General features: G+C 69.5%; 19 protein-coding genes. 11 read left to right on the top strand and 8 right to left on the bottom strand.

Annotation, left to right across the window (positions count from 1 at the left end):
* Positions 1–18: 18 nt before the first annotated feature.
* A complete protein-coding gene (gene hisG / locus NL115_RS12220) occupies positions 19–915 on the bottom strand; it encodes an ATP phosphoribosyltransferase (protein ID WP_254829640.1) in 897 nt (298 codons plus the stop codon).
* 95 nt (positions 916–1,010) lie between these two features.
* Between hisG and NL115_RS12215 the strand changes: the two genes are divergently transcribed.
* Together NL115_RS12215 and NL115_RS12210 are read left to right on the top strand one after the other, a co-directional pair.
* Positions 1,011–2,396, top strand: coding sequence for a TIGR00341 family protein (locus NL115_RS12215; protein ID WP_254829639.1), 1,386 nt, complete (start codon positions 1,011–1,013; stop codon positions 2,394–2,396).
* A gap of 44 nt (positions 2,397–2,440) precedes the next feature.
* The gene (locus tag NL115_RS12210; RefSeq protein WP_254829638.1) at positions 2,441–3,253 is read left to right on the top strand and encodes an SIMPL domain-containing protein; all 813 of its coding nucleotides are present in this window, start codon (positions 2,441–2,443) and stop codon (positions 3,251–3,253) included.
* Positions 3,254–3,463: 210 nt separating this feature from the next.
* Here NL115_RS12210 and NL115_RS12205 read toward each other — a convergent pair whose 3' ends face one another.
* The 5 genes from NL115_RS12205 to NL115_RS12185 all read right to left on the bottom strand — a co-directional run bounded on the left by NL115_RS12205 (position 3,464) and on the right by NL115_RS12185 (position 10,849).
* Positions 3,464–5,095, bottom strand: coding sequence for an ABC transporter ATP-binding protein (locus NL115_RS12205; RefSeq protein ID WP_254829637.1), 1,632 nt, complete (start codon positions 5,093–5,095; stop codon positions 3,464–3,466).
* A complete protein-coding gene (locus NL115_RS12200; RefSeq protein WP_254829636.1) occupies positions 5,092–6,216 on the bottom strand; it encodes an ABC transporter ATP-binding protein in 1,125 nt (374 codons plus the stop codon). Before NL115_RS12200 ends, NL115_RS12205 begins: the two co-directional genes overlap by 4 nt.
* The gene (locus NL115_RS12195; protein WP_254829635.1) at positions 6,213–7,709 is read right to left on the bottom strand and encodes an ABC transporter permease; all 1,497 of its coding nucleotides are present in this window, start codon (positions 7,707–7,709) and stop codon (positions 6,213–6,215) included. The genes NL115_RS12200 and NL115_RS12195 overlap by 4 nt, the downstream gene beginning before the upstream one ends.
* Positions 7,709–8,788, bottom strand: coding sequence for an ABC transporter permease (locus NL115_RS12190; RefSeq protein WP_254829634.1), 1,080 nt, complete (start codon positions 8,786–8,788; stop codon positions 7,709–7,711). Before NL115_RS12190 ends, NL115_RS12195 begins: the two co-directional genes overlap by 1 nt.
* A 201-nt stretch (positions 8,789–8,989) precedes the next feature.
* Complete coding sequence (locus NL115_RS12185; protein WP_254829633.1) at positions 8,990–10,849, bottom strand: ABC transporter substrate-binding protein; 1,860 nt, start codon at positions 10,847–10,849, stop codon at positions 8,990–8,992.
* Positions 10,850–11,129: 280 nt separating this feature from the next.
* Here NL115_RS12185 and NL115_RS12180 point away from each other — a divergent pair, with 280 nt between their 5' ends.
* Entirely contained in the window at positions 11,130–11,288 is a 159-nt protein-coding gene (locus NL115_RS12180) for a DUF7556 family protein (protein ID WP_254829632.1), read from the top strand.
* Positions 11,289–11,411: 123 nt separating this feature from the next.
* On the opposite strand, the gene ahbB is transcribed toward NL115_RS12180, so the two are convergent.
* Entirely contained in the window at positions 11,412–12,470 is a 1,059-nt protein-coding gene (ahbB, locus tag NL115_RS12175) for a siroheme decarboxylase subunit beta (protein ID WP_254829631.1), read from the bottom strand.
* 167 nt (positions 12,471–12,637) lie between these two features.
* On the opposite strand from ahbB, the gene NL115_RS12170 reads away from it, so the two are divergent.
* From NL115_RS12170 to NL115_RS12145, 6 genes are all read left to right on the top strand, one after another.
* Positions 12,638–13,564: an SDR family NAD(P)-dependent oxidoreductase gene (locus NL115_RS12170; RefSeq protein WP_254829630.1), complete on the top strand. Its 927-nt coding sequence runs from the start codon at positions 12,638–12,640 to the stop codon at positions 13,562–13,564.
* A 136-nt stretch (positions 13,565–13,700) separates the two neighbouring features.
* Positions 13,701–14,951: an SDR family NAD(P)-dependent oxidoreductase gene (locus NL115_RS12165; RefSeq protein WP_254829629.1), complete on the top strand. Its 1,251-nt coding sequence runs from the start codon at positions 13,701–13,703 to the stop codon at positions 14,949–14,951.
* A 93-nt stretch (positions 14,952–15,044) separates the two neighbouring features.
* Positions 15,045–16,124 carry an anthranilate phosphoribosyltransferase gene (locus tag NL115_RS12160; protein ID WP_254829628.1) on the top strand — a complete coding sequence of 360 codons (1,080 nt, stop codon included), beginning with the start codon at positions 15,045–15,047 and terminating at the stop codon, positions 16,122–16,124.
* A 142-nt stretch (positions 16,125–16,266) separates the two neighbouring features.
* Complete coding sequence (locus NL115_RS12155; protein WP_254829627.1) at positions 16,267–16,911, top strand: RAD55 family ATPase; 645 nt, start codon at positions 16,267–16,269, stop codon at positions 16,909–16,911.
* An 88-nt stretch (positions 16,912–16,999) separates the two neighbouring features.
* The gene (locus NL115_RS12150) at positions 17,000–17,656 is read left to right on the top strand and encodes an RAD55 family ATPase (RefSeq protein ID WP_254829626.1); all 657 of its coding nucleotides are present in this window, start codon (positions 17,000–17,002) and stop codon (positions 17,654–17,656) included.
* A 67-nt stretch (positions 17,657–17,723) separates the two neighbouring features.
* The gene (locus NL115_RS12145; RefSeq protein WP_254829625.1) at positions 17,724–18,296 is read left to right on the top strand and encodes a peptidylprolyl isomerase; all 573 of its coding nucleotides are present in this window, start codon (positions 17,724–17,726) and stop codon (positions 18,294–18,296) included.
* Between the two features lie 222 nt (positions 18,297–18,518).
* On the opposite strand, the gene NL115_RS12140 is transcribed toward NL115_RS12145, so the two are convergent.
* The gene (locus NL115_RS12140) at positions 18,519–19,094 is read right to left on the bottom strand and encodes a tRNA (cytidine(56)-2'-O)-methyltransferase (protein ID WP_254829624.1); all 576 of its coding nucleotides are present in this window, start codon (positions 19,092–19,094) and stop codon (positions 18,519–18,521) included.
* A gap of 107 nt (positions 19,095–19,201) precedes the next feature.
* On the opposite strand from NL115_RS12140, the gene NL115_RS12135 reads away from it, so the two are divergent.
* Entirely contained in the window at positions 19,202–20,005 is an 804-nt protein-coding gene (locus NL115_RS12135) for an ABC transporter ATP-binding protein (RefSeq protein ID WP_254829623.1), read from the top strand.
* The gene (locus NL115_RS12130) at positions 19,998–21,779 is read left to right on the top strand and encodes a hypothetical protein (RefSeq protein ID WP_254829622.1); all 1,782 of its coding nucleotides are present in this window, start codon (positions 19,998–20,000) and stop codon (positions 21,777–21,779) included. Before NL115_RS12135 ends, NL115_RS12130 begins: the two co-directional genes overlap by 8 nt.
* Positions 21,780–21,832 lie beyond the last annotated feature (53 nt).

Here is a 21,832-nt window from a genome sequence, read left to right as displayed (position 1 = left end):
TTCCCTCCTCGTGCGCTCTCACTCCACCAGGCGCTCGATTTCGGTCACGAGGACGTCCCGGGCGCCGGCCTCCTTCAGGCGGGTGATGGTCTCGAACACCTCGCGCTCGTCGACCACGACGTGGACCGCGACGGCGTCCTGTCCGTCGGCGGCTTCGCCGTCCTCACCGGGCGTCTCCGACGCCCGGCTGTCAACCTCCATCACCGTCGGCCCGCCCATCCCGGGGATGACGTCCTCGACATCGGCCAGCGAGTCGCTCGGGACGTTCATCATCAGGTAACGTTTCCCTTCGGCGGCGAGGACGCTCGCGAGCGCGGTCTCGACCTGCCGGACCTTCTCGTCGTCGACCCGGTCGGGATGGGCGTACAGCCGCACGGACGACTGGAGCACCTCGTCGACGATGGCGAGCCGGTTCATCCGGAGGGTGGTCCCCGTCGAGGTGATGTCGACGATGGCGTCGGCCATGTCGACGTGCGGGGTGAGTTCGGTGGCCCCCGAGACCTCGACGATGTCGGGGCTCACCTCGGTCCCCTCGAAGAAGGTCCGTGTGACGTTCGGGAACTCCGTGGCGACGGTCCCGCCCTCGAGGTCGGCCGTCTCGCGGATGGGGCCGTCCTCGGGCGACGCGAGAACGAGCCGGCATCGTCCGAACTCCAGGTCCAGCAGTTCCTCGAGGTCCGCGCCGTGTTCGTGTTCGTGGACCTGGTCGCGGCCGGTCACGCCGACCGCGGCAGCGCCGTCGGCCACGTAGGCGGGGATGTCGGCCGCCCGAGCGAACAGCACCTGTACGTCCGGGTCGACCGTGTCGGCGTACAGCTTCCGGTCGCTCCCGTTCTCGACGTGGAGTCCGGCGCGTTCGAGCAGGGAGAGCGTCGGCTCGTGGAGGCGTCCCTTGTTGGGTACCGCGATGCGCATACCGCCCCCTCGCGGCCGACCGGGGAAGGCGTTTCGGGCGACGGGGACCGGCCGAACCACGACCACTTATCTCCGGGCCCGCCACAACCCCGGCCGTGCGACTCGTCCACGCCTCGCTCCCGCCGGGGACGTACGGGAAGGTCGTCGCCCTCCTCGAGGAGGAGGGCATCGACTACACGGTCACCGAGGAGACCAGCGACCGCTACACGCACGTCGTGACGTTCCCGCTCCCGACGAACGCCGTCGAGCCGGTTCTCACGTCGCTCGCGGAGGTCGGCGTCGACGAGGACGCGGTCACGGTGGTGACGGAAGCCCAGGCAGTCTCCTCGAGACAGTTCGAGGAACTGGAGGCACGGTTCGCCGAGGAGGAAGCGAGCGAGGACCGCATCGCGCAGGTCGAGCTCCGGGAGACGGCCGAGAGCCTCGCCTCGACACCGTCGACGTACGTCACGCTGACCGTCGTGAGCGCGGTCGTCGCGACCGCCGGGCTGTTGCTCGACTCCCCCGCAACGGTCGTCGGGTCGATGGTCATCGCCCCGCTCATCGGGCCGGCGATGGCCGCCGCCGTCGGGACCGTCATCGACGACGGCGACCTGTTCCGCCGGGGCGTGAAGTTCCAGGCGCTCGGCGTCGTCCTCTCGGTGCTGGCGGCGACGGCCTTCGCCTTCCTCGTCGAGTCGACCAACCTCGTCCAGGTGACCGACCCCCGGGCCATCGAGCAGGTCCGTGAGCGCCTCGCCCCCGACTTCCTCTCGCTCGCGGTCGCACTCGGCGCGGGGACCGCCGGTGCCGTCTCACTCACCACCGGCGTCTCGACCGCACTCGTCGGCGTCATGATCGCCGTCGCACTCATCCCGCCCGCCGCCACCGTCGGCATCGGTATCGCCTACGGGCTGGAGACGGTCGCCCTGTCGGCCGGCGTCCTCACGCTCGTCAACCTGCTCTCCATCGAACTCGCGGCACTGGTCGTCCTCTACTACGCCGGCTACACGCCGGAGGGGTTCCTCCGGGCGAAGGGCGCACGCATGGCGACGGTCAAGCGCGTCGGCGCCCTGTTCGTCGGCATCGCCGTCCTCTCGGTGTTCCTCGGAGGGGTCACCTACGACTCCTACCAGCAGTCACAGACCGAGGACGCCATCGAGGCGGCCATCGACGACGCGCTGGCTGCCGACTACGGCTCGGTCGACCGGCTCGACACCACCGTCGAGTACGAACAACGCCTGCTGGTCATGCAGCGGCCCACCGGCGTCGTCGTCACGGTCGGGGTCCCGCCGGATGGGGAGACGGCGGGCCTGGTGTCGACGCTCGACGCGCGCATCGACGAGGCCGTCGGACACGACGTGCGCGTCGAGGTCCGGTTCGTCACCGTCGAGCACGCCGAGCGGCTCGCACCGACGGCGCGGGGAGTGGGGACCCCGGGGGCGACGACGCTGGCTGTGGCGGCGCCGGCCCCGACGACCGACGCTCAAAGGGCCGTTTGACATTCGAGGAGACACTTTTCCCACCCCGTCGCAGCACGGGGTGCATGCGACACAGTGTTGCCGCGCTGAGCCTGGCGGTCCTGCTCGTGACCGCCGGGTGTAGCGCCCCGCTCGGATTGACCGGTGCCCCCAGCGATGGGGTGAACCAGAACCCTGCCGACTCCGGTGACGGCCCCGAGAGCCAGCCGGAGATGGCGCCCAACGGCGCCGACCGAACCATCCAGGTCGCCGCCAGCGGTACCGCCGAGGCTGAACCCGACCGCGCGGTCGTCCGCGTGGCGGTCGTCGCCCGGTCGGACGACATCTCCGTCATCCGCGACCGGCTCGCGGAGAACGCCACGGCGATGCGCGAGGCGCTCACCGAGGCCGGTATCGAGGCCGACCAGGTCGTCACCACCCGGTACGACATCCGGCAGAACTACCGCTACGACCCCGAACGCAACCCCGACCAGCCCCGGTACCAGGGGCAACACGCGTTCGCCATCACGCTGAACAACACCTCCCGTGCGGGGCCGACGGTCGTGTCGGCACTGGAGAACGGCGCCAACCGCGTCGAGGGCATCGAGTTCACCCTCACGGAGGAGACGCGCCGTGAACTCCGGAACGAGGCGCTCGCCGAGGCCGTCGATGCCGGCCGCACGCAGGCCGAGACGGCCGCCGACGGCACCAGCCTCGACATCACGGGCGTCACCTCGGTCGAGACCGCCGAGACCAGCGTCCGACCGTACCGCGTCGAGGAGACGGCCGCCTTCGCCGCGGCTGGCGACAGCGGTGGCGCCAGCACCTCCTTCGAGGGCGGCACCGTGACCGTCCGCGCACAGGCGCTGGTCACCTACAACGCCACGAGCGCCAACTGACGGCGCCCGACAGGGAGTCGCCTCCCCGAACGGCGAGCGGAACTGCCCGGCCGCCTCCGTCGACGACGGAGACGGCTCCGCACTGATATCGACTCGTGGCCGACATCCGGCAGACGGGCGCGAATATTCGATTCATATCCCCGTTTCGGGGAGAGTTCTCCACGAAGAGGCGAAGGCATCGCAGAACGAGTGTCACCGCCGCGTACGCCGTCAGTCGTCGTCGGCGACGTTGCGCCGGTTCCCGATGCCGCTGGCGGCGGCGAACACGTCGCCGAACTCCTCGTGTGGCTCGGCGTGTTCGTCGCGATGGCGGTGACACAGCGACTCCCGGCCCCGGGACCCGACGATTCGGAGGTCGGGGCGCTCGGCGCTACAGACACCGCCGAACTCCTCGTGCAGCAGATCGAGGGCGGCGGACTCGCTCCGGGACTGGACGAGCGATTCGGCCTCCTCGACGGTCTCACGGACGCTTCCCGGCAGCTCGATGTCGGCGAACACCTCCTCGTTGATCTCGGTGATATCGGAGAACCGCGTCTCGAGGCCGAGCAGTTCCTTCGCGATCTCGCGGAGCGACCGTTCGGCGCGGTCACGCTCGCGGAGGATCTCCTGGAACGTCTCGATGGCACGCCAGGTGTCGTCGTCGAGGTGCTGGTACTCCTCGGGCCGGATCTTCACCGGACATCGCGTCGAGAAGGGACAGCCCGACGGCGGGTAGCGTGGTGACGGCGGCGTCCCGCGCAGGGTGACCCGGTCCTTCTCGACGGAGGGGTCGGGCTCGGGAATCGCCGATAGCAGCGAGAAGGTGTACGGGTTCGCCGGCGCATCGAACATCTCTTCGGTCGGGCCCAGTTCCATGATGTTGCCGAGGTACATCACGGCGACGCGGTCGCAGATGTGCCGGACGACGCTCAGGTCGTGCGCGATGAAGAGGTAGGTGAGGTCGAACTCGTCCTGCAGGTCGTCGAGCAGGTTGAGGATCTTCGCCTGTACGGAGACGTCCAGCGCGCTCACCGGCTCGTCCAGCACGACGAACTCCGGCTCCAGGGCGAGCGCCCGGGCGATACCGATTCGCTGGCGCTGGCCGCCGGAGAACTGGTGGGGATAGCGGTAGTAGTGAGCTTCCTGCAGGCCGACCGTCGAGAGCAGCTCCCGGACGTGCGCTCGCTGGAGCTGTGCCCGCGTCGGAATCACGTCTATCGCGACCGTGTTCCCCTCGACCGAGACGCCGAGGTCGTCCTCGGAGAGCGGCAGAGCCTCGCGGATATCGACCGAGGGGCCGTCGAGGTGGACCGTGATATCCACGTCGCGACCGGTGGCGTCGGCCGGTGCCCGCGTGACCTTCTTGCCCTGCACCGTCGCCGCGTCGGCGCCGCTCCCGGTGAGCCGGACCGACAGGTGCGGCCAGCCGTGGACCTCCAGCGGCTCGCGGACGATCTCCCCGACCGTCATCCGGTCGTTGAGCGACGATTCGGGGTCCTGGAAGACGATCTGGGCGTTCCGGCGCCACTGCTTCAGGTCGCTCCCCGAGAGCTCCGTGATGTCCGTCCCGTCGAACAGCACCTCGCCGGCGGTGGCGTCCTCGAGCTGGACGAGCGTCCGGCCGAGCGTGGTCTTCCCGCAGCCGGACTCGCCGACGAGCCCGAGCGTCTCCCCGCGCTCGATATCGAACGAGACGCCGTCGACGGCCTTGACCGGATTCCCGCCGAGCAGGTTGTCCGTATCGTAGTAGGTCTTCAGCTCGTTCACCTGCACGAGCGGGTCGGCACCCCGACCGTCCGCGTCGGCGTCGGCGTCGGTGCCGCTCTCGGACCCCTCACCGTCGGCCGGCGTATCGGTGCTCATCGGTGCTCACCTCCGGAGCCGTCGGCCGCGGTCTGTGGCTCCTCGCCGTCGGGGGTCGTATCCGTCTCACCGCCGATGACCCGCTCGGCGGCGTTGCCGAGCTGGCGGTGGCGCTCGACGCGCTCCTCCTCGGTCGAGCCCTCCGGATACAGCAGACAGGCTGCGGCGTGGTCCGTGTGGTCCTGCCCGACGTCGACCGGGACCGGATGGACCGCCTCGCAGGCGTCGAACGCCTCCGGACAGCGCGGCGCGAACCGGCAGTCACGGGCCGGCTCGTTCGCGGTCGGCACGTCGCCCTCGATGGTTCGGAGTCGATCCTCGTCCGGGTGCCGGCCGGGGATGGACTCGAGGAGCCCCTGCGTGTACGGGTGCTTGGGGTTGTCGAACAGGTCCCCGACGGGCGCCGACTCGACGATCTCGCCCGCGTACATCACGTTGACGCGGTCGGCGATCTCCGCGATGACGCCCATGTCGTGGGTGATGAACATGATGGAGAGGTCCCGCTCGTCCTGCAGGTCCTGCAGCAGCTCCAGGATCTGTGCCTGGATGGTCACGTCGAGCGCGGTGGTCGGTTCGTCGCAGATGAGCAGCTCCGGGTCACAGGCCAGCGCCATCGCGATGACGGCCCGCTGGCGCATCCCGCCCGAGAACTGGTGGGGGTACTCGGTGATACGGCGGCGGGCGTCCGGGATGCTCACCGATTCGAGCAGTTCGACCGCCAGCTCCCGGGCCTCGGCGCCCTCCAGCCCGCGGTGGAGCCGGATGGCCTCGCGGATCTGGTTGCCGACGGTGTACACCGGATTGAGCGACGTGAGCGGGTCCTGGAAGACCATCGCGATGTCGCCGCCCCGGATATTCCGGTAGGCCTTCTCGCTCTTGCCGACCAGCTCCTCGCCGCGATACTCGATGGACGACCCCTCCAGGATGCGGCCGGGCGAGTCCACCAGCCCCATGATGGAGCGGGCGGTGACGGACTTGCCCGAACCGGATTCACCGACGATACCGACGGTCTCGCCCGGCCCGATGGTGAACGAGGCGCCGTCGACCGCACGGATGACCTCCTTGTCGGTGAAGAAGGCCGTCCGGAGGTCCTCGACGGCCAGGGTGGGTTCGGCGCTCATGCGCCACCACCCGCCATGGCGCCCTCGGTACTCTCGCCGCCCTCGCTCTGTGGGTCGATGGCGTCACGGATGCCGTCACCCAGTGCGTTGAACGCGGTCACGACGACGACGATCATGATACCGGGGATGGTCCCGATGTGCCAGGACTGGGTGGCGATGTACGGCTCCCCGATGGCCACCGCCCGGCCCCACTCGGGGGTGGGCGTGGTGATACCGAGTCCGAGGAACGACAGCGCCGCCGTCGAGATGATGATGCCGCCAAGCGTCATCGAGGCGTACACCAGCAGGTAGCCGACCACGTAGGGCAGCATGTGCTTGCGCATCGTCGCCGACGGCTTCTGCCCGTACGAGCGAGCGGCGTCGATCCACTCCTGGTTCGACACCTGCAACGCGGGCCCACGGATGGCGCGCCACAGCAGCGGCCAGCCGGTGAACGCGAAGATGAGCGCGATGAGGAACCCGCGGTTGTAGATGGCCGCGATGGGGTGCCCCCGGAAGACCGCAACCGCCATGAGGAGCAACAGCAACTGCGGGATGGAGATGATGGAGTCTCCGACGACGACCGTCGCGAGGTCGACCAGTCCCTTGTAGTAGGCCGTCAGCATCGCCGCGACGGTGGCGATGAGCCCGGAGAGCCCGATGGCCATCAGGCCGACGAACAGCGAGACCCGCGACCCGTACATCATGAACGTGAACAGGTCCTTCCCGGAGTCGAGCGTTCCGAACGGATGGAACCTGCCGTAGTCGTCGTAGCTCAGCAGGCCGTAGTTCGAGTCGCCACCGCCCTGCGACCGGGAGTCGCCGTTGGCCGCGCCGACGAAGGTCTGCTCGACACCGCCGGCCTCCTCGTCGAAGTAGGAGATCTCGTAGCTGTACGGCTGCTCGATGTTGCGCTCGACGGTGGTGGGCGAGAGTGCCGGCGCGAACAACGCCATCACGATGAACGCCAGCACGACCACGGCCCCGAACTGGCCCCAGGTGTGGCCGCTGAACCGGTTGACCACGTCGTCGCGGGGCGTCCAGTCGGCGTAGCGGTAGTGCCGGCGGAAGACCCGGTAGCCGTTGGCGAGCCACCCGAACAGCGCCGCGGCGTAGACGTAGACCAGCACGAACCGGATGAACCAGGCGAACGCTGGCGGAAGCCCGAGGAAGGTCGACGCCCACGGGCCGTCGTTGCCGCCGTTCACGTCGTACCCCTGGTTGGGGATGATGTCACGCGAGAGAAGCGTCGGAATCTCGCTGGCACTCTGGACCATCGCATCGAGTCCGTAGGCGGAGGGGGTCACGCCGGGTGCCGCTGCCACGGCCCCCCGAAGGAACGAGGCGAGCAGGCTGGCAATCGCCCCCGCCTCCAGCAGGACCAGAACCGCCAGGACCCCGGCCCAGATGGCCGCCGGCCGGGGGTTGGCCGCGATGCGCTCGAACAGACTGGCGTCCCGTGGAATCGTCGTCTCGTCGTCCGATACGCCCGGAAGGATGGTTTCGTTGCTCATTATTCCTCGTACCCCACTCGGGGATCGATGATGGTGTACAGTAGGTCCTGGATGATGTTCAGCACCAGCGTGAGCAGGATGAAGATGAACGACAGCGCACCGACGAGCGGGAGGTCACCCGCCAGCGCCGCCGAGAAGAACAGCTGGCCCAGTCCGTTGTACGAGAAGACGGACTCGACGATGATGGAGCCGCCGATGAGGAGGAACGCCTCGCCGGTGATGATGGGCACCAGCGGGATGAGCGCGTTCCGGAAGACGTGCTTCCAGACGATGGCGCGCTCGCTCAGCCCCTTCGCCCGGGCCGTCTCCACGTAGTTCGAGTTGATGGTCTCGAGCACGGCGGTCCGTCCGATACGCATCTCGTTGCCCATCGACGACGAACCCAGTACCAGCGCCGCCGGGAACACCACCTTGATGGCGGCGAACAGTCCGGTGAGCGCCGCCGCGGGCGCGGTGACGAACATCGTCGGATCGGCGAAGAACGCCAGGTCCGGTGCCCGGACGATGGTCGTCTCGACACCGAGGTCCTGCCAGGAGAAGCCGAACAGCTTCTGACTGTTCGATAGCACCTGCAGCAGGATGACCGCCAGCCAGAAGTTCGGCATCGCGCGCCAGACGATACCGCCGAAGGATGCGAGATAGTCACTCCGGGTGTTGGGATTGAGTCCCGCGTAGAACCCGAGCGGAATGCCGACGAACAGGGCGATGAGGACCGACCAGAAGCCGAGCCAGATCGTCCGGGGGGCCCGCACCGCGACCAGTTCGATGACGGAGGTCGCCGGACTGAGCACCCAGGACTCCCCCAGGTCGAACGTCAGCAGCTGGGTCATGAAGTCGAGGTACTGCTGCCACAGCGGCACGTCCACGTACCTGACCTCCCCGTTGACCATCACCTGTCGCTCGATACCGAGCCGGACCGCGATGCGGTGGTAGTCGCCGGCCCCGCTGGTCGGGCCGATGATGCTACGGACCGGGTCCGCTGGCCCGGCCCGCGTGATGAGGAACACCATCGACATGGCGAACAACAGGATGGGGATCGACAGAGCGACCCGCCGACCGAAGTAGCGCCACCTGCTCATCGTTCCGAACGGTCCTGTTGGAGCGAACTTCGCATGATTCGATACGCTGAAATGCTAACGTCGGGCGTGAATATACCCTTTGGTGTTGGCCGCTCGATACGCGAGCTGAGACCGCTGGACGGGACTCACGAGTGATGACGCGGCGGCGTCACACCACCGCATCATCCGCGGTCCGCCCAGCGGCGAGGCCGGTCGGCGGCCTCAGTTGCCGCCGCCGTCCATCCAGGTGGTGTCGTGCATCTGCCGCGACGGACCCATCGAACCGAACGGCTGGACGTTCGTGTTCGGGTACCAGAACCGCTCGTCGGAGGCGTGGATGACGTTCAGGAGGATGACGTCCTCCCAGTTGGCCTGCTCCATCGTCACGGCGGCCTCGTCGCGGGCCTGCTGGGCCTCGTCGGTCGGTGCCTGATTGGTCTGTATCTTCTCCCAGGCGGCCTGTGCGTCCTCGCTGGCCTGGGTGTCGGCGTCGTCCCAGTCCGTGTAGGTCGTCGCGGCCGACCCCAGCTCGTCGACGTCGGTGAGTGCCGGCGCCATCAGCTGGAGGAAGTTGTCCGGCGCGGGCCAGTCGGCGATCCACCCCAGCGTGTAACACTGCAGGTTCCCGTTGTTCCCCTTCTCGATGATGGTCGAGAAGTCCGTCGGCTCCACGGTGACGTCGATGTACGCCGAGGAGAGCTTGTCGCGCAGTCCCTGGGCGAGTTGCTGGAACGCCCCCGAGTTGTACGCGTTGATGGTCAGGTCGAACCGGTCGTCCTCGCCGTAGCCGGCGTCCTCCATGACCTGCTTGGCGTCGTCGATACGGGTCTCGCCGATACCGTACGGGTAGTTCTCCTCGACGTCGCTGTTGTAGGCGCTCGCGCCGCCCGGGTAGATGCCCGGCGGCGTCAGGTTGTACCCCGGCTGGAACCGCTCCTTGAAGACGGACTGGTTGACCTCCTCGCGGTTGAGGACGTAGGCAGCGGCCTGCCGGACCGGCTTGGGCGCCTGCTTGGCGTTGAACGCGATGTAGTAGGTCAGCAGTGTCGGCGACTGGGAGTAGCGAACCTCCTCGCCACTGGCCTCACCGGAGCCCAGCGGGCCGTACTTGCCCAGTTTCTTGCCGTCGTCGGTCTCCTGCTGGACCGTCACCTGCCCCTTGTCGTACTTCGAGGTGGGGATGATGAGGAAGTCGGAGTTCTTGTTGGTCGAGTAGGTGTAGGACGCCTGGTCCTCCTCGATGATGGCCCAGTAGATGCCGTCGAGGTAGGGGCGGCCGTCGACGTGGTAGTCGCCGTAGGCCTCGATCTCGGCGTGGTCGCCCTCCGTCCACTCGACGAACTGGAACGGCCCGGTGCCGATGGGGTTGGAGGTGGCGAACTCGGACTGGCTCATCTCGCCCTCGTACCCCTCGATATCCCCGACGGCACCCTCCGGAATCACCGCGAACGAGGAGTAGGCCAGCATCTCCAGCGAGGAGTGGAACGGCTCGGAGAGCTGGATCGTCAGCTCGGAGTCGCTCGTGGCCTCCACCTCGATGCTCCCGGGCACGTAGCTCCCGTCCTGGGTCTCGTGTGCGACGCCGAGGCTGTCGAGGATGAAGTACTGCCGATTGGAGTTCTCGGACTGGGCCAGCCGCTCCCACGAGTACACCACGTCCGACGCGGTCAGCTCCGACCCGTCGTGGTACGTGACGCCGTCCTTGAGCGTGACCGTGTACGTGGTGAAGTCCTCACTGACGCTGATGTCGCTGGCCAGCGAGTTCTCCGTCTTCGGCTCCCCGTTGGGGTACTTCGTCAGCCCCTCGAACAGCTGCCGGATGACGACACCGCCGGCGGTGTCCGTGTTCTGGATGGGGTCGAAGGTCGTGATGGTAGAGTTGATGAGCTGGAGGGTTCCGCCCGTGTCGCCCTCGCTGGGCTCGGGGACGGGATACCACTCGACACCGCCGCTGCCACCGTCGCCACCGTCGCCGTCGCCGCCGTCGTCACCGTCGCCGGTACAGCCAGCTACGGTCGCGGCCGCTGCGGCACCGCCAGTCGCTTTCAGGAAACTACGACGCGAAAGGTCGTTCTCGGTCATGTATCGTGTATTGTGTCAGGAGTACCGACGCGTCTCCGACGCGCCGTGGCCGAACGTCGATTCACCGTGTCCGCGTGCCATACAGCCGAACGTATCGATATATACGCAAGTAACTATCGTATGCTGAAATCACGATTTCACTAACGGTGGTATGCGGACGCATGCACCGCAGATAACCGACCGTTCGTTCACCCCGTGCCGGGGATTCCCGGCCACAGAGAGGCCGAATCGGCGTCGATATCCGGCACGTTTATGTTGGATTGTCACTTACTATCATAGTATGACACCCGACACCGCGCGGGCGTCCGGATTGGCGCTCGACTGTGAGGTGATGGGCTCCGTCGACGATGACCGGTTCGTCATCGCGGCCATCTGTCGCGACGGCGCCTGGCTTTCGATGCAGGCCGCGGAGGCCCTCGACCTCGAGGGCTGGCGGTAGCCGTCGCGGGTGCGGCAGGGACGGTCGTGACGGGTCATCGATGGCCCCACCACGACCCTCCGAAACATTCCGTTCAGCCGTCGACTATCACCAGATCATCAGAGCCATCCGAACGCTGCCCACTCACTCCTCGCCGCCGACGATGTCGTCGTATCGCGCGCCTGTCTGCTTCAGCGTCTCCGTCGAGAACAGCCGCTCGTGTTCGAATGGGAGGTGTTCCCCGGCGAGTTCGTCCACCTTCGCGTCGACGGCAGCGGCCTCACGACCGTGGACCATCGTGAACAGGTTGTACGGCCAGTCCTGCTCCGGCCGACGGGGCCGGTGATAGCAGAGGGTCACGTACGGGAGCGCCCCCACCGCCTCGCCACGTTCGTCCAGTTCCTCGTCGGGTACGTCCCAGACGACCATGCAGTTGGCGTCGAAGCCCGTGACGAGGTGGTTGACGACACAGCCGATGCGCTTGATGCAGCCGTTGTCTCGGAGCCGCTTCACCGCGGCAAGCACGTCGTCGACGGGCGCGTCGATGGCGTCGGCCACGTCGCGGTACGGTGTCCGGGTCAGCGGGAAGCCATCCTGGATCTCCAGCAGGAGCCGCCGTTCGAGGTCGCTGAAGTCGGCGGTTGCCTCCTCGGAGATGCGGGTCGCGTCGACCTCGGTCTCGGAGAGTGATTCCCGGGCGAACCGGTCCCCGTTGACGACGGGGAACTCCAGGTCGATGTAGAAGTCCGTCAGCATCGGCAGCACGAGCACCTCACAGCCCGTCCGTGCCTCGATCTCCTCGAGGATGCGGTCGCGGGTCTCCCGGCTCCCGGCAGTGACGACGAACCACATGTTCCACTCGTGGCTGCGGCGGTAGTTGTGGTTCACCTGCCGGTAGCCATTGATGACCTCCGCGACCTCCTCGAACCGGTCCTCGGGAGCGCTGACGGCCGCCAGCGTCGAGGAGCCGATGACGGGCGGATTGAGCACGGCCCCGAAGCGGCGGAAGACGCCGCGCTCGCGGAGCGTCCGCACCCGTTCGAGCGCCTCGGCCTCCTCGACACCGAGGTCCGTGGCGACGACCCGGAACGGCTCCTCGACGACGGGGAAACCGGACTGGTAGCCGTCGACCAGCGCCGCGTCCACATCGTCGAGCCCGGCGCGCCAGTCCTCGTCGCTCCCGCCAGCCCCCAGCGAACTCATTGCCCCAACTTGGAGTCGGGGTGACTTGCCTCCGTCGGTCGCGGGCGGGCGGTTCCGGTATCGAGGCACCCGCGGCTGATGGGGGCGTACCGGTGGTCGAGACACCGGTCCGCATCAATACTGCCTGCCTCCAAAGGGTGAAGCCACGGACGGTCGAGCGGACAGGCATGCCGACGGCACTCATCACTGGCGCCACGAGCGGAATCGGCCGGGACGCCGCACGACGGCTCGGCGAACAGGGCTGGCACGTGCTGGTCCACGGCCGCGACGCCGAGGCCGGCGCCGAGACGGTCGCACAGGTCGAGGACGCCGGTGGCGAGGCCTCATTCCACGCCGCTGACTTTGCCGACCTCGACGCCATCCGGGACTTCGCCGACGAGGTGCGCGAGGCTGTCGACGAACTCGACGCCCTCTGTAACAACGCCGGACTCGCCATCAACGAGTTCCGCGAGAGCGAGCAGGGCTTCGAGCTCCACTTCGCCGTCAACCACCTCGCGGGCTACCTCCTCACCCACGAACTCGTCGACCTGCTGGCCGACGACGGCCGGGTCGTCAACACGGCGTCGGTCGCACACCGCAACGGTGACCTCGACTTCGAGGAGATCCGCGAGAGCGGCCGGACCGGCGTCCCCGGTATCACGGGCGCGAAGGAGCTGGCTCCCCTGCGGAAGCTCGGCCAGGCGACCGGTGTGACCGAACGGACCGGACTCAACGGCTTCGCGTTCTACTCCAACTCCAAGCTCTGCAACGTGCTGTTCACGAAGGAGCTCGCGCGTCGGCTCGGCGAGGACCAGCAGTGCAACTGCTTCCATCCCGGCATCATCCCGGGCAGCGGCGTCGGCCGAGACCTCGCCTTCCCCGGCTCGCTGCTGTGGGAGAGCCTGGACCTCGTCCCCGGCGTGAGCGACACCGTCGAGGACGGCGGGAGGGCGATGGTGAAACTCGCCGCCGACCCGAACGTGACCGTGACCGGCGCGTACTTCAACAAGCGACGGAAGGCCCGCGCCTCACCCAGCGCCCGCGACGAGGACCGGGCGACCCGGCTGTGGGCGCTGTCGGCCGACCTCGTCGACGTGGACCCGAACTGGCCCTGAGCCGGGCGGCCGAACCACGGCGGACCGCCACGTCCCCGACGGCACGCCGGCACCCGCTGGCGCGTCCGAATCCGGGCAAAGAACCCCCATCCATGACCGCGGGAACTGGCATTAGGCTCGCGACCGTACCCGCCGTATGGAGCTACCGGACCTCTCCGGACGCACGATACTCGTGACAGGGGCGACCAGCGGCGTGGGGCGGGACGGCGCCATCCGGCTGGGCGCACGCGGGGCACGCGTCCTGGTTCACGGCCGCGACGAGGAGCGTGGGCAGGCGACCGTCGACGCCATCGAGGACGCGGGCGGCGACGCGTCGTTCCACCCGGCCGACTTCACGGACCTCGAGGAGGTCCGCGCCCTCGCCGACGCGGTGAAAGGGGCGACCGACGGGCTGGACGTTCTCTACAACAACGCCGGCCTCTACACGACCTACCGGGGTCGCACCGAGCAGGGGTTCGGGATGCTGTTCGGCGTCAACCACGTCGCGCCGTTCGTCCTCACGCACGAGCTGGCTGACCACCTGAGCGCGGACGCGCGCGTGGTGAACACGGCGTCGGTCGCGCACCGCTTCGCCCAGCTCGACCTCGACATGGTCGAGCGCAAGCGGGCGCTGACGGGGCCGGCGGTCGAGCGCTACTGCGAGTCGAAGCTGTGCAACGTGCTGTTCACGCGCGAACTCGCGCGGCGGCTCGGGACCGCGACGGCCAACTGCTTCCACCCCGGCAACATCCCCGGGAGCAACTTCGCCCGGGACGTGCCGTTCCCGCTGTCGCTGGGGGTCGACCTCGTCTCGAAGCTCCCCGACATCCCGGGCGTGACCGACAGCATCGAGGACGGCGGCCGCGCGCTGGCCTACCTCGCAGCCGCCGAGGCGGTCACGGGCATCACCGGCGAGTACTTCGACAAGCGAGAGCTGACCGACCCGGCGGTGAGCGCGAAGAACGACCGCCTGGCCCGCGACCTCTGGGACCTGACCGCCGACCTCGCGGGCGTCGAGCCGGAGCTACCGGAGGGGGCGGCGACCCGCGACGCCGAGCCCGACGGCCGCGCCTCGCGAGGCGTCCGCATCGACGTGACCGACGCGAGCGCCGACGAGGGGATGAACGAGGCCACCGCCGACGAGGCCACTGGCGATGACGACCGGGAGCAGGCCGACGAGGGAGACACGGTCCAGGTCGAGGTGACCGACACCGGAGCGGCGCCGGACGAGCGCGACCTGACGGACCTGGACGGCGTGGGACCGACGACCGCCGAGGCACTCCGGGAGGCCGGCTTCGAGTCGGTGGCCGACGTGCGCGCGGCCACCGTCGGCGACCTGACCACGGTCGGCGGCATCGGCCCCTCGAAGGCCCAGCGCATCAAGGCCGACGCCGGCGACGGGGCGTAGCGGGGAACCACCCGCTGCGGCGGCGACCGGACACGTGCCCAGAACGTGGGGACGAACGGGGTGTTTTTGCCGCCGGCGCCCGGACCACCGTCCATGTCGAAAGCGACCGGACGCGAGGGCGAGTTCGGGGAGTGGCCGCTGAAGCGACTCATGACGGAGGTCGTCGGCTCGGGACACAAGTCCGCCGACGACATGACTCGCGAGCAGGCCCGCGACGCGTTCGCGCGCATCCTCGCGGGCGAACCCGACCCGACCACGCTGGGTGCGTTCTGGCTGGCCAATCGCTGGAAGCGCAACACGCCCGAAGAGCTGGGTGCCTACGTCGATGTGATGGCCGAGGAATCGGTCGTCCAGCACGCGCCGGACTGTGACCCGGTCGACTGCGGCGCCAACTACGACGGCAAGGGCCGGACCGCGCTGCTGGGCGTCGCCGCGGGCGTCACGGCCGCGGCCGCGGGCACGCCCGTCGTGGCCCACTCGGGTGACCGCGTCCCCACCCAGAAGCAGGACTCGTACAAGCAGGTCCTCGACGAACTCGGCGTCGAGACGGACCTCGACCCGGAGGCCTCGGCGGCGATGACCGACGAGGTCGGCTTCGGCTACTACTTCCAGCCCAACTTCAACCCGGGCGTGACCGACCTGTTCGGCCGCCGCGACGAGATGGGCGTCCGCACGTTCGTCAACACCATCGAGACGCTCGCGAACCCCGCCGACGCCGGCGTCCACCTGGGCTCGTTCTACCACCTCCCCTACGCCGTCCGCATCATCGAGACGTTCCAGCAGGCCGAGACGGCCGATATGGACCGGGTCGTGATGTTCCAGGGGCTCGAGGGATACGACGACATCCGCCCGGGCAGCACCAAGGTCGCCGTCTGGAATGCTGGCGACGACGACGTGGAGGACTTCGACATCGAGACCCCCGAGTACGGGATGGACTTCGAGAGCGAGGACCTGCAGGTCGACGACATCGCCGGCGACTCCACAGCCATCACGGAGGCCGTCCTGCACGGCGACCGGACGGACCGCTTCGCCGACGCCGTCGCGCTGAACGCCGCGCTCCGTATCTACGCCCGCGGCGACGCCGACGACATCGACGCCGGCCTCGAGGCCGCCCGCGAGGCGCTGGACTCCGGGGCGGCCGCCGCGACGCTGGAGGAGCTTCAGGACTTCTGACAGGGTCCGAGAGTCAACACGGACATCTGTAGATCAGCTCGCCGACTCCGGAGCAATCCGCAGGGGCGGGCCGTCGATGGCCGTCTCGGGCAGCCGCCACGCCACCCGAAACGTTTCCTCGGGGGCGGGCCGAGAGCCGGGTATGAGCGAGCGAGACGGGGCCGACCGCGAGCGGCTCGCGACCGGCGTCGACGGCCTCGACGAGGCCCTGGGCGGTGGACTCCCGGCCGGCGACCTCGTCGCGCTGGTCGCACCGCCCACCTCCGGGGCCGAGCGCCTGCTGTACGCCTCCGCGGTCGGGAACCCGACGCGCTATCTCTCGACGCTCCGGCCGCCCGCGGAGGTCCGCGGCGCCATGGCTGCCGTCGACCTGCCGGAGGGAGCGGTGGATGTCCGCCAGGTCGACGGCGACGGCCTGCTGGATGACCCCGCGGACCATCTCTCGGGCCTCGACGCGGGCTCGGTCGTGGTCGTGGACCCAGCCACGGAGCTTGAGCGGGCGGGCGAGGACCGCTACCGGTCGTTCCTCGACGACCTGAAGCGCCACTGCCGGACGACCGAGAGCGTCGCGGTGCTGCACTGTCCGCGAACGACGCCCCGCACGCTCCGGCGCGACCTCACGCTCGCGCGAGCGGACACGACGCTGGTCCTCCACCGCGAGGTCGACTCCGAGGGGAGCCGGAGCTACCTCGACGTGGGGAAGTTCCGCCACGGGCTCCCGCCGGCAGAGCCGATTCCGGTCGACCTGCGGCGGAGTCCCACCACGCTGGACGGATGGGGCGTCTGAGCGCTCGGGATCGCGGGCGGGAACGCCGGAAAGGGGCCCGGGTACACACGGCGGAACTGACTTGGTGGTCAGCCTCTCCCGAACGGACGTGAGCGACGAACGCCTGTCGACAGGAATCGGGGGGCTGGACCGGGCACTCGACGGTGGCGTGCCGCCGGGCAGCCTCGTGGTCGTGACCGCGGAGGCGGACTCGCCGGCCGAACGAATCCCGTACGCCTTCGCCGACGCGCATCCCGCCCGGTACTACTCGACACTGCGGCCGGGCGGCGCCGTGGACGAGGCGATGGCCGCCTCCTCGGCCGGCGTCGACGAGTTCGACTTCCGAGACGAGGAGGATAGTCCGACCCGGGTCCAGGACGTCCGTCGCGGGGACCTGCTGACAGGCCCCAGCGACCGGTTCGCGAGCCTGTCGGCCGGCGAGACGGTCGTCGTCGACCCGGTGAACACGCTGGAGCGAGCCGACCGCGACGACTACCGCACCTTCCTCGACGGTCTCGTCGCGGGCCTGCGAACGGCCGGCGGCATCGGCGTCCTCAACGCCCACACCGTCCCCGACACGCCCGCGGGCCGCGACCTGACGCTGGGGCTTGCCGACGTGGTGCTCGACCTCCGGATGCTCGTCGAGGACCGCGTCTCCTGGAAGCTGGTGGTCAAGAAGTGCCGCCGGGGGTCCATCCCGCCGAACCCACTCGCGCTCGCCTTCGACGACGGCGTCCGCGTCGACGAGACGCGCGAGCTTCGGTAGCCCGAGCGCCCGGCCTCGCCGTCCCAGGACCCACACACCTATCGGCCAGGCGGTTCTCCACCCGGATATGGCAGACGACTACGACGTCACGGACCCGGACAACCCGCAGGTGACCCTCCACACGACCCACGGCGACATCACTATCGAGCTGTTCGCCGACCGCGCGCCGAAGACGGTCGAGAACTTCCTCGGCCTCGCGCGCCACGACCCGGCCGCGGACGCCGACCCCGCACGCGACACGAACACGTGGGCGGACCCCGAGACCGACGAGGTCCGGGGTGACTCGCTGTACGCCGGCGCCGAGTTCCACCGCATCATCGGCGGCTTCATGATCCAGGGCGGGGACCCCGAGGGGACCGGCCGCGGTGGCCCCGGCTACCAGTTCGACGACGAGTTCCACGACGACCTCACCCACTCCGGCCCGGGCATCCTGTCGATGGCCAACTCCGGGCCGAACACGAACGGCTCGCAGTTCTTCATCACGCTCGACGCCCAGCCCCACCTCGACGGCAAGCACGCCGTCTTCGGCCACGTCGTCGACGGGATGGACGTCGTGGAGGACCTCGGCTCCGTGCCGACCGGCCGCAACGACCAGCCGCAGGTCGAGGCGAAGATCGAGGACGTCACCGTCGAGGAGTAGCCTCGAGCTTTTTTGACGCCTCGGGTACCACTCGGCGTCGTGGAATCGCTGAGCGATTCCACGGGCAATCAGAACGCGAAGCGTTCTGATGACGCCAAAGAACGTTCAGGAAAAATGCCGGTGAAACGCGCTCGCTCCGCTCGCACGTACGGAATATCAGGAGTCCCGGTTCGTTCTGGGTGCCATCGTCACGTTCGTCGGGATTCAGATCGGTAAGTTCGGTTACTCCTCGGCATCAGCTGACTCATCGGGAACGCCGTCCTCGTCCAGCGGAACGACCTTCTTGCCGGTCTCCTTCGGCACCACCTGCCGGTCCGCGTCGGCCCACTCGCGGTCGAGCTCGCGGCCATCGAACAGTCGGTCGAGAAAGACGGCCAGCCCCGCGACCTCCGAATGGGGCTGGTTCGTGACGCCGACGTTGTAGTCCGCGCGGTCGTACACCTCGAACGGGACCTTCTCGGCGCCCAGCACGACGAGGACGGGCCCCTCATCGAGGTCCGCGCGCACCGCCGTCTCCACGTCCTGCACGGGGAGGCCGTACATCGTGAGGTGGACGACGACGCCGGGCCAGTCCCGGAGGACGGGCCGCCAGTCCTCCCGGACCTCAACCTCGAAGGGGCCGCCGAAGCGGCCCGTGATGTCCCGGATGGTCCCGGCCGGCCCGGTCGCCTCGTCCGGGAGGATGACGCGGTCGGCCCCCAGCGCCCGTGCCGTCAGCCCGACGTGGGTGGTCATCCGGTCGTCCCGCCCCGGGCGGTGCCCGAGTCGGAGGACCGCCACCTCCGAGAAACCCTGCATGCTTCGGCGTGGGGAGTACACGGGGGTAGACCTGTCGCTTCGGCGGGAGGGGTATCGACACGAGCCACGGGCTTTAGGTGAATGTTCGTTCAACCCCGACGGGAACGATGCCCTCCGACATCGCCATCGAGGCCACCGACCTCACCAAGCGGTACGGGTCGGTGACCGCCGTAGAGTCGCTATCGCTGTCCGTCCCCGAGGGGACCGTGTACGGGTTCCTCGGGCCGAACGGCGCCGGGAAGACGACCACGATGCGCCTGCTGACGACGCTCTCCGAGCCGACGAGCGGGACGGCCCGGGTCGCGGAGGCCGAAATCACCGACCGCGACGCGGTCGCCGCGCGCATCGGCTACCTGCCCGAGGAACCGCCCCTGTACGACGAGCTGACCGGGCGCGAGCAGCTCACCTACGTCGCCGGCCTGCGGGACCTCCCCGGCGAGCGCGTCCGCGAGCGGGTGGCCGAACTGGCCGGACTGCTCGACCTCGACGCGCTGGACCGGCGGGTCGAGGGCTACTCCAGCGGGATGCGCCGAAAACTGGGGTTCATCCAGGCGGTGCTGCACGAGCCGTCCGTCCTCTTCCTCGACGAGCCGACCAACGGGCTGGACCCGCGGGCGGCCCGGACGCTCCGGGACACGCTCGACCGACTCGCCGACGAGGGGACCACAGTGTTCCTCTCGACACACGTCCTTCCGGTGGTCGACGAGCACGCCGACACGGTGGGCGTGCTGGCGGACGGTCGCCTGGTGGCCGAGGGGCCGCCGTCCGAGCTGAAACGCCGCGTCGAAGGCGACGGTGCCGGGGACCGGACGCTGGAGGAGGTGTTCCTCGAGGTGACCGCCGAGGACCCCGCGGCAGCCGACGACCGGGAACGGGCGGCGACGGCAGCGGAGGGGCCGGCGGATGGCTGAGTCGGGCTGGCTCCGCCACGCGCTCCGGATGGGGGTCGTCGAGTGGCGGCGGTCGGTCCGGGCGACACGGGCCGACTCGTCGAAGCTCGTCATCTACGCACTGAGTGCCCTCTTCGGGCTGCTGTTCCTCGTCGGGAGTGCGGCGGCCATCGTCTTCCTGCTCGACGACGCGTCGGGGCTACGCGTGACCGACGGCATCCGCGGAAACCTGTCCCTGCTGTGGCTGTTCCTCGGGTTCATGGTCGGGCAGCGGGCCGTCTCGCTGTACGACCGGGTGGGTGCCGAGGCGCTCGTGCTGACGACGGTCTCGACCCGGACCACCGCGGTCGGGCTCCTCGTCGCCGAGACGCTCCGGGCGGTGACCGTCGTCGCGGTGCCGACGCTGGTGCTGACGGGTGCGTTCGTCTACGCGACGGGGGCCGTCGCTGCGGTGGTCGCGGTGCCGGTCGCCGTCGGCCTGTTCCTCGCCAGCGCGGTGGCTGTCGGTGCCGCGCTGGGGTGGACCGCCGCGCTGCTCGTCGCCAGGGTCCCGTTCGTCGCGCGCAACAAGACCGCCCTCGGGACCGTCCTCGTTCTGGTGTTCTTCGGCGCCTACATGGCGTTCCAGCTGGCGCCCACCGGGCTTCCCCTCGACATCGGGATGCTCGGACTCCTGCCACCGGGCTGGGTCGTGGACCTGTTCGTGGTCGGGTCACCGGTCGACGGCTCGCTCGCACGGGTCGCGGCGGTCCTGGTCGGAGGACCACTCGCGGTCGCCGGACTCACCGCCGTCGCGGTGCGGGTCGCGACGGCCTACTGGTACACCGACGCGGTCGACCCGACCGACGACGGCGACGGGGCCGGAACCACGGACGGCGCCACGCCCGAGCGGGCTGGTGCCGGCCGTGACGCCCTCGCGTCGGCCATCGCGCCCGTCTCGGTGCCCGCGGTCGCCGCCCGGCCGACCCGGCGGGTCGCACAGCTGTCCCTCCTGCGGACCCGCCGCAATCCGGCGCGTCTCTCCTTCCTCCTGGCACCGCTGGCCATCGTGGGGTCGATGCTGCTGAGCCTGCTGGGTGCGGGGTCGGGGGCGCTGGCCCCCGGCTCTGTCCCGGCGGTCCTCCCGCTCGCGGTGGCGTGGCTGGCTGGCGCTACCTTCTCGCTCAACCCGCTGGGCGACGAGGGCCCGGTGCTCCCGGGGACGCTCCTCTCGACGGTCGGCGGGCACCGCTTCGTCCGCGGGCTCTCGCTGCCAGGGGCACTGGTCGGGGTTCCGCTGGCGGTGCTGGGCACGGCGGCCGCGGCTGTCGCCACCGGGTACGGCCCGGTGGACGGCACCGGGCTGGTCGTCCTGGCGCTCGTCCTGTCTATCGCCGCGCTCGGGCTGGCGCCCGGCGTCGGGACGCGATACCCCCGGTTCGACGCGGTGAGCGCCGGCCGGTCGAAGGAGGTCATCCCGCCGGCACTGTCGGCGGTGGCGGTCTACTCGCTTGTCGTCGGACTGACCGGCGGGGTCGCGGCACTGTCGCTGCTCGCACCGGCGCTCACGCGTGGGCTGGTCGCCGCGCTGGTCGGCGACCTCCCCGCGCTGGTCCTCTCACTGCTCGCGAGCCAGGGACTCCCCACCGCCGAGGCCGCGGCGACGGTCGCCGGCTTCGGCGACCCCGTCCGTGCCCTGGACATCGGCCTCGTGCGGGGAGTCGGCTACGCCGGCCCGCTCGTCCTGGTCGCGCTGCTGGGGTATCGCGGCTACCGCAACGCGGCACGGCGGTTCGACACGTTCCGCGTCGACTGACCGACCAGCGGAGCCGGGTCGCGGTTCGTGGCGACCGTCCCGGCGGAACACGG

Source organism: Haloglomus salinum (assembly GCF_024298825.1).
Classification (GTDB): Archaea; Halobacteriota; Halobacteria; order Halobacteriales; family Haloarculaceae; genus Haloglomus; species Haloglomus salinum.
This window is presented reverse-complemented; position numbering and strand designations above follow the sequence as displayed.

Bases quoted from the DNA above. Each gene is read 5' to 3' on its own strand.
- NL115_RS12145 (WP_254829625.1), top strand. From the start codon at position 17,724: ATGGCAGACGACTACGACGTCACGGACCCGGACAACCCGCAGGTGACC.
- NL115_RS12135 (WP_254829623.1), top strand. From the start codon at position 19,202: ATGCCCTCCGACATCGCCATCGAGGCCACCGACCTCACCAAGCGGTAC.
- NL115_RS12170 (WP_254829630.1), top strand. From the start codon at position 12,638: ATGCCGACGGCACTCATCACTGGCGCCACGAGCGGAATCGGCCGGGAC.
- hisG (WP_254829640.1), bottom strand. From the start codon at position 915: ATGCGCATCGCGGTACCCAACAAGGGACGCCTCCACGAGCCGACGCTC.
- NL115_RS12160 (WP_254829628.1), top strand. From the start codon at position 15,045: ATGTCGAAAGCGACCGGACGCGAGGGCGAGTTCGGGGAGTGGCCGCTG.
- NL115_RS12180 (WP_254829632.1), top strand. From the start codon at position 11,130: ATGACACCCGACACCGCGCGGGCGTCCGGATTGGCGCTCGACTGTGAG.
- ahbB (WP_254829631.1), bottom strand. From the start codon at position 12,470: ATGAGTTCGCTGGGGGCTGGCGGGAGCGACGAGGACTGGCGCGCCGGG.
- NL115_RS12155 (WP_254829627.1), top strand. From the start codon at position 16,267: ATGAGCGAGCGAGACGGGGCCGACCGCGAGCGGCTCGCGACCGGCGTC.
- NL115_RS12210 (WP_254829638.1), top strand. From the start codon at position 2,441: ATGCGACACAGTGTTGCCGCGCTGAGCCTGGCGGTCCTGCTCGTGACC.
- NL115_RS12195 (WP_254829635.1), bottom strand. From the start codon at position 7,709: ATGAGCAACGAAACCATCCTTCCGGGCGTATCGGACGACGAGACGACG.
- NL115_RS12190 (WP_254829634.1), bottom strand. From the start codon at position 8,788: ATGAGCAGGTGGCGCTACTTCGGTCGGCGGGTCGCTCTGTCGATCCCC.
- NL115_RS12140 (WP_254829624.1), bottom strand. From the start codon at position 19,094: ATGCAGGGTTTCTCGGAGGTGGCGGTCCTCCGACTCGGGCACCGCCCG.
- NL115_RS12205 (WP_254829637.1), bottom strand. From the start codon at position 5,095: ATGAGCACCGATACGCCGGCCGACGGTGAGGGGTCCGAGAGCGGCACC.
- NL115_RS12165 (WP_254829629.1), top strand. From the start codon at position 13,701: ATGGAGCTACCGGACCTCTCCGGACGCACGATACTCGTGACAGGGGCG.
- NL115_RS12200 (WP_254829636.1), bottom strand. From the start codon at position 6,216: ATGAGCGCCGAACCCACCCTGGCCGTCGAGGACCTCCGGACGGCCTTC.
- NL115_RS12130 (WP_254829622.1), top strand. From the start codon at position 19,998: ATGGCTGAGTCGGGCTGGCTCCGCCACGCGCTCCGGATGGGGGTCGTC.
- NL115_RS12185 (WP_254829633.1), bottom strand. From the start codon at position 10,849: ATGACCGAGAACGACCTTTCGCGTCGTAGTTTCCTGAAAGCGACTGGC.